The sequence below is a fragment of the Natrarchaeobius chitinivorans genome, from assembly GCF_003841505.1.
GTDB lineage: Archaea > Halobacteriota > Halobacteria > Halobacteriales > Natrialbaceae > Natrarchaeobius > Natrarchaeobius chitinivorans.
Window position 1 is genome coordinate 1 of the sequence record NZ_REGA01000039.1, and the last position, 6,524, is coordinate 6,524.

General features: G+C 62.5%; 9 protein-coding genes and 1 pseudogene. 3 read left to right on the plus strand and 7 right to left on the minus strand.

Going from position 1 to position 6,524, the window contains the following annotated elements:
• A pseudogene (locus tag EA473_RS21595) lies at window positions 1-204 on the plus strand (aldehyde dehydrogenase family protein); the annotation flags it as partial.
• A gap of 315 nt (window positions 205-519) precedes the next feature.
• On the opposite strand, the gene EA473_RS21600 reads toward EA473_RS21595, so the two are convergent.
• The 6 genes from EA473_RS21600 to EA473_RS21625 form a co-directional block, all read right to left on the minus strand.
• The gene (locus EA473_RS21600) at window positions 520-1,359 is read right to left on the minus strand and encodes a carbon-nitrogen family hydrolase (RefSeq protein WP_124197673.1); all 840 of its coding nucleotides are present in this window, start codon (window positions 1,357-1,359) and stop codon (window positions 520-522) included.
• Complete coding sequence (locus EA473_RS21605; protein ID WP_124197674.1) at window positions 1,352-1,804, minus strand: SRPBCC family protein; 453 nt, start codon at window positions 1,802-1,804, stop codon at window positions 1,352-1,354. Before EA473_RS21605 ends, EA473_RS21600 begins: the two co-directional genes overlap by 8 nt.
• 76 nt (window positions 1,805-1,880) lie before the next feature.
• A complete protein-coding gene (locus EA473_RS21610; protein WP_124197675.1) occupies window positions 1,881-2,105 on the minus strand; it encodes a DUF7123 family protein in 225 nt (74 codons plus the stop codon).
• 97 nt (window positions 2,106-2,202) lie between these two features.
• Entirely contained in the window at window positions 2,203-2,382 is a 180-nt protein-coding gene (locus EA473_RS21615; RefSeq protein WP_124197676.1) for a DUF7525 family protein, read from the minus strand.
• A 99-nt stretch (window positions 2,383-2,481) separates the two neighbouring features.
• Window positions 2,482-3,513, minus strand: coding sequence for a phosphate signaling complex PhoU family protein (locus tag EA473_RS21620; RefSeq protein WP_124197677.1), 1,032 nt, complete (start codon window positions 3,511-3,513; stop codon window positions 2,482-2,484).
• Window positions 3,514-3,616: 103 nt separating this feature from the next.
• Window positions 3,617-4,786 carry an ATP-NAD kinase family protein gene (locus EA473_RS21625; protein ID WP_124197678.1) on the minus strand — a complete coding sequence of 390 codons (1,170 nt, stop codon included), beginning with the start codon at window positions 4,784-4,786 and terminating at the stop codon, window positions 3,617-3,619.
• Window positions 4,787-4,895: 109 nt separating this feature from the next.
• On the opposite strand from EA473_RS21625, the gene EA473_RS23135 reads away from it, so the two are divergent.
• A complete protein-coding gene (locus EA473_RS23135; RefSeq protein ID WP_279387681.1) occupies window positions 4,896-5,021 on the plus strand; it encodes a hypothetical protein in 126 nt (41 codons plus the stop codon).
• Window positions 5,022-5,072: 51 nt separating this feature from the next.
• Here EA473_RS23135 and EA473_RS21630 read toward each other — a convergent pair whose 3' ends face one another.
• Entirely contained in the window at window positions 5,073-5,774 is a 702-nt protein-coding gene (locus EA473_RS21630; protein ID WP_124197679.1) for a competence/damage-inducible protein A, read from the minus strand.
• 201 nt (window positions 5,775-5,975) lie between these two features.
• Here EA473_RS21630 and EA473_RS21635 point away from each other — a divergent pair, with 201 nt between their 5' ends.
• Window positions 5,976-6,326 carry a winged helix-turn-helix domain-containing protein gene (locus tag EA473_RS21635; protein ID WP_124197680.1) on the plus strand — a complete coding sequence of 117 codons (351 nt, stop codon included), beginning with the start codon at window positions 5,976-5,978 and terminating at the stop codon, window positions 6,324-6,326.
• Window positions 6,327-6,524 lie beyond the last annotated feature (198 nt).

Genomic DNA, 6,524 nt, shown 5'->3' on the forward strand with positions numbered 1-6,524 from the left:
GGGCTGGCGTACGCGAACCTGCCGTGTATCGGCGCGGAGGTCCAGTTACCGTTCGGCGGGGTCAAGAAATCGGGCAACGGCTACCCGAGCGCTCGAGAGGCGATCGAAGCCGTCACCGAGCGAACCGCCTGGACGATGAACAACTCCACAGAGATCGAGATGGCCCAGGGACTGTCCGCCGACATCGTCACTCGAGAGGAGTGATACGAAAGGGTGGACGAGGCGAGAGGCGGGAGTGGAGGGGCTCGTTCCCGGGTAACGAGCCCCTGACGGGCCGGAGACGCGTAATGCCGGCATCGACGTGAAAAGCGCCTTGTACCGGCATTACGTCCGACGGTCCGACGGAACAAAAAGTCAGCGGTCGGTGGCCGTCAGCGACGACGGGATGAGAGTCGGGCGCACACCCTACCATCGGCCCCCGATCGTCCGCCATCGTCACCGCATACGGTTTACTGGCAGTCGGTTCCGAAGACTAGGCGTAGTCCCGCGGTCTCCGGTATACAGGTACAACAATCCGTCTCAGGAAAGTCGTCGGTCACGCAACGCCGGAAACTCCGAACGAACGGATTCGACGGCCTCGAGATCGACCTCGGCCAGAACGAGCGCCGGATCGTCGCCGCTCGAGGCGCGGACGATGCCCCACGGATCGTAGACGGTCGACCGGCCGAGCAGGGTGGCGTCCTCGAACTCGCCGGATCCGTTGATGGTCGCGACGTAACACTGGTTTTCAATCGCTCGCGCTCGCGAGAGGGTTTCCCAGTGTTCGATCCGCGGATACGGCCACGCGCTGGGAACGAGTACGAGGTCCGTGCCCGCATCCACCAGTCGGCGGTAGAGTTCGGGAAAACGAAGATCGTAACAGGTCGAGACGCCGACCGTCGTATCGCCGATAACTCCTGTCTCGAGGCGTTCCCCGGGAACCAGGAGTTCCGACTCCGCCGATTCGTAGCCGAACAGGTGGTGTTTGCGGTAGACGAGCGTCCGCTTTCCGTTCGCATCGAAGAGGACGGCGGTGTTTGCCAGTCCCTCCCCAGCCGGCGTCTCGACAGTCTGCGTCGCTGCGAGGTCCTCGACGATGCTTCCAGCGAGAACGGCGACGCCGTGTTCGGCGGCGGAGTCGGAGAGGAGAGTCAACGTCTCCCCCTCGAGGGATTCGGCGTGGGTCTCGTAGCGGTCGAACGCGAAGTAACCGACGTTGAAAAGCTCCGGGAGGGCAACCAGATCCGCCCCACGGGACGCCGCGTCCGCGATCGCTCGACGGGCCAGTTCGACGTTGCGGTCGACGTTACCCGGTTCGATACGGATCTGTGCGAGAGCGAGCGTCAGCGTTCGCCCCGAGCCGTCGGATCGATCAGCCATCGTCTCGGCGATCCTCCGTCGTTCGAAGATCGCGCTCGAGTTCGCGCCGAAGGTTCTCGAGTTCTCCGTCGAGGTTGCGCTTGAAGAACTGTTCGACACCGGGGAGTTTGCCGTCGACGACGAAGCGATTCTCGAGGCGGGATCCGGTTTCGGTTTCGACGATCGAGTGTTCGCCGGTGACGTTCATCACTTTCGATCGGCCAACGAACTCGACGTACTCCGGCGGTTTCCGGGTGACGTCTTCCGTTTCGACGGTGACGGTCCGCCGGACGAGCGGGATCGGTAACTCGACGTGCCATGTTACCTCGCGGCCTTCCGGGCCCGTAGTCGTGTATCGGTCGACGACGCTAATCGAGCGGGCACGGTTTTCCGGATCGGCGATAAATTCCCAGACTCGCTCGGGGGACGCTGTCAGTTCGAACGAACGCTCGACCCGTACAGTCATGACACTAGCTGGGGGACTGGCGGGTAAAAAGGGCGTGGACCGCGCTCGGAGTCGCGTCTGGTTCTGGACAAAAATATCAACTAATAGTGACTTTCCACGTCGTCGAGCGGGCACGTCCCCACTTTTCGATGTCGACCTCGTCCGATTTCTCGGCGAGGTGGGGGAGACGTACGCCTACCTGCTTCGACGAGAGTCCGATCGCCTGTGCGATGTTTTTCGCTCGGAAGTATCGTTCACCGCGGGCGGCGTTCTCGCGGAGATACGAGAGAATCCGTTGCTCTTCGTCGGAGTAGTCGGTCATCGTCCGTACAGGAGTATAGGGGATAATCGGTCTTAACTGTTTTTCAGGCGACGGCCTGTCCTTCGCCGCACGGACTGCGATAGCGGCCACTATCGAGTCAGTAGAGGTGGATCCCGACGACCGCAAGCGCACTGAACAGGACTGCTGCCCCGAAACCCCATGCCGCCTCGATATCCGGTGCGCCGGTTACCATCACGAGTGCACCGATCGTCGCGAGCACGCCGAAAGCGAGCGCCAGTCCGAGGCCCTTGTCCGTCGATTCCGATTGCGTAGTCATACTCGCCGGTTGTTCTCGGGGTCTCTTAATAGCACTCATTCCGGACGGCATAAACGATCCTCGGTCCTGCGTTTCGGGGACGGAATCTGGACTGTTCGATCAGTTGATCGTCGTGTGTTCGGACTCCTCGTTCAACGCGAGGTTTGCAGCGATCTCGGCGTTTCGCATCGCGTACTGGGCGGTCTGCTGGAGGCTGACCAGCACCTCTCGAACTCGAAGCAGTTCCTCGTTGGGCATCTCCGGCAGCCCCGAGAGGATCTCCTGTTCGCGATCCGCGATGTCGTGAAACAGCACTCGAACCTCGTTGGATTTGTCGTAATCGCGTTCGACGGCCGCCTCGACGGCGACGGACGTGATCTCGTCGACGAGTTCGTTCAGTTCGCGGATTTCACGCATGACCGAGCCCTCGACGTCGAGCGTGTGCCCGTTCGTCTCGATGACGATTTCGGCGATGTCCTCGCCGTTGTCCGCGGTCAACTCGAGGTTCTTCGCGATCGATCGGTAGCCGATCAACGGGAAGCCGCTATCGAGACCCACCGCTCGAGCGAGGTTCGGGTTCTGGTAGGCCGTAAAGATCAGGCGCAACAACAGGACGAAAATCTTGTTCGCCTGGCGTTCGCGGTTGAGCGCGCGCTGGGCGAGATCGGTGTTGCCGTGTGCGAGCGCCTTGATCCCTTCCCCCCGCATCGTCTGGCCGGTCCGCTCCAGGCGTTCGAGGAGGTTGTCGAGCGTGAAATCCTCCGGATCGACGGAACAGCGAATCGAGATGCTCTCCGGCGTTTCCTCGATGACGCCGAGTCCCATCAGCTGGGTTTCGGCCTGGTAGACGGCGTTTATGTGCGCCGACTCGAGGGCCCCGTTTTCGCGTTCGATACGAATAACGCGCCGGCCGAGAACGTACTGGGCGACGATCGCCCGTTCGACGGCGCTGGCATCTAGATTGTCGGCGTGGATGATCGCCTCGGTCTCCTCCGAACTCGCCGATTCCGGCATCACCGTCAGCGTCCCCTTTCCGCTCGTTCGAAGCGACACCTCGTCGCCCTTCTCGACGTCGTGTTCCGACGCCCACTCGGCCGGAAGGGTCATCGCGAGAGTCGACGGCCCCAGTCGTTGCACTTTCCGCGTTTCCATGCACAGCCGTAAGCGGGACTCGACCTTAATATTGACTATATTGGCATTACCATCGCCGGTGATGGTTATATGGTTGTCTCTCCTCCGAGAACTCCGGTCGACCTTAAACAACCTTCACCAGTCGCGTCGTAAACCGCCCGGTCCGGACCTGTATCCAGCCCCGGAGGTCGTCGTCGATCGCCTCGTCGTCCGTATCGACGCGGAGCGTATCGATCTCGTCGAGTTTCTCCTCGGAGGCGACGACCTCGATCTCGTCCGCGCGGTCGATCACTGCTGGCGAGATCTGGTGGTTGCCCCGACCGAAGACGAACCCCTGTCCGCCGATCGGCGAGACCACGATCGTGGTCGGTTCCTCGAGCACGTCGAGGATTTCGCGCTCCGAGGCGTCGCGGGCGAGTACCTCATCGTTGCGCCAGACGTCGACGCCGAGCGGTGACGGCTCGATGCCGAGTTCCGATTCGATCGCCCCGACCGTCCCGCCGGGGCCGAAGACGTACGTTCGGTCGGACTCGACCTCGCGGGCGAACCCGGCGGCGAGCGAGTCCACGCTCCCGCCGGAGAGTTGTTTGCTCGACTGGACGTCCGGCGCAACCGGGACCGACACGACGGCCTCGAGTCGCGTCCTGACCTCTCCGTCCCGATAGGCCTCCTCGTCGATGTCGTTTACCTCCCGGGACTCGACCCGGTCGAACTCGGCGGCAATCTGCCCGGTGTCGGCGGGAGTCACGCCGAACACCGACGAGTAGATCTTGACCCCCGCGGGGACACCGAGTATCGGAACGTCGCTGTCTTGCGCTTCGAGAACCGATGCGACGTCGACGGCCGTTCCGTCGCCGCCGACGAAGAGGATCAACTCCACGTCACGCTCGAGAAACGCTCGAACCGCCTCGCGGGTATCGGTCGCGGTCGTTCCTGCCTCCGCCGGATCGATCGGCGACGGCTGTCCGTCCTCGTCTCCGGATTCCCGTCCGGCTTCACCTGCCGACGTCTGATCGAGAGACTCCCCACCGGCCGCGCTCTCGGGAACGTACACGATTTCGGGCTCGTAACCCGCGTCTCGAGCGGCGTACTCGCCCATGACGCCGCCGGCCGTGTAGACGGTGAGTTCCGGTTTCCGGCGGGCGAGCGCCCGGAGTGCTTTCCGGGCCCGGTCGGGCGCTCGCGGCTCGGCACCCCGCCGTTTCGCCTCCTCGAGCGTATCATCGGTTCCCTTCAGCCCGACCCGACCGCCCATTCCAGCGATCGGGTTGACGACGATACCGACTGATTCCATGGTCGTCGTACGCTCGGCCGGTCCTAAAGGCGTGTGGTGTCTCGGCTCCGGTTCGGTTTTTGCTGTGGTAGTATGAAGCGTTAAGAGGGATCGGAATCGATCGACGAGTATGACCGAACTGACCTACGGGATTCTCGAGGCGGGGACCGAACTGCCGATGGAACTGGCCGGCTGGGGAACGCTGGCCCTGGCGCTTCTGGTGACGATCGCCTGGCTCATCGCCCTGTATCGGTAATCGCCATCTCACTCCTCCGGAAAACGGAGCGCGGTCGACGCAGTCGAATACTCACCGATCGCAGTCGGAGTCGCCCGTTTCGACGCGCTCGCGTAACCACGTCGCAGCATCCGCCACGGTCGTCTCGTCGGGACTCTCGACCGCGATCCGTACCGACTCGCCCGGATAACTGCCGACGGAGACGTCGAATCGGTTGCGCAACTGGTCGATCCGATCCAGCAGCGCGCTTTCGGGTTCGTCGGCGACGACGACCTCCCGGTGGGTCTGTGTGCCGGTGAACTCGGACGCAATCGTCTCGAACATCGCCCGCATCTCGGTGGGAACGCCCGGAAGAACGTACACTCCTTCCAGGGCCGCGCCAGGGGCGACGCCGACCTCGTTGTGAAGCGCGCGCGACCCCGCCGGCAGCGCCGTCGTTCCGTCCGTCAGATTCGAGTACGAGTATCCCTGCTCCTCGAGCCAGGCACGGGCAGCCTCGTGTTCTTCGAGCTGGCGACCGAGAGCCGCGGCGACACCCTCCATCGTGACGTCGTCGTGGGTCGGCCCGAGCCCACCCGTCACGATCACGGCGTCGTACTCCGCCCGATACTCGTTTACGACTCGAGCGATGTCCCCGATGCGGTCCGGGACGGTAGTTACTCGTTCGACCGTCACCCCACGACCGGCGAGGCGTTCACAGAGCCAGGTAGCGTTCGTGTCCGTCGTCCGTCCGGCGAGCAGTTCGTCTCCGACCGTTACGACCGCGGCGTTCATACTCTTTCGTTCAGCCTGAGAGTCCAAAGGTATACCGTCGGCGTGAATCCAGAGCCAGCACCGGGTGCGGGCCGCTCGAGTGCGGGCGGTCAGTACAGCGTTTCAACGATCAGTATCGAGGCTCCACCCCTTACTAATTATCTGTCGAGAAAGTGAGGGCGACCACAAGATTCACTTCTAATAATTTGAAACACTCCAACGATGTCTCGTCCGGAACGAACCAAACCGAATTCGACTGGCGTCCTCTCGGCACTGGGAAACAAATACAGTGCTGAAATTCTCTGTGCTGCCGGCACACCGAAGTCGGCACAGGCGTTGAGCGAGGACATCGAAATCCCGATCGCAACCTGTTATCGTCGGATCGAAGAACTCGTCGACGCTGGACTGTTGACCTGTGAGGGTCGGCAACTCTCGGAAGAAGGTCGTCGCACGTACATTTACCGGCGAACCGTAGACGAACTCGAGGTCGACTTCTCTGACGACCAGCCGCGGTTCTCGCGGAAACGACGAACCGAGGCCAAAAACCAGCTTCAGGACCAACTCGAGAACTAGTGCGCTCGCAAGTGTGGACAGCCTAGTCCTGCTTTTTCTCCGTGATAGTTGGATAGAGCCGGAGTAACTTCGTTCGGGCATCATCGGCAGTGAACTGCCAGTCGATCGAGACGGTAGCCTCGTTACGGTCAGTTTCCCACGCGGCGACCTCCGTTCGGAGTGTCGCCGCGTCAGGGATGCGCTGGTTGAGGCACTGGG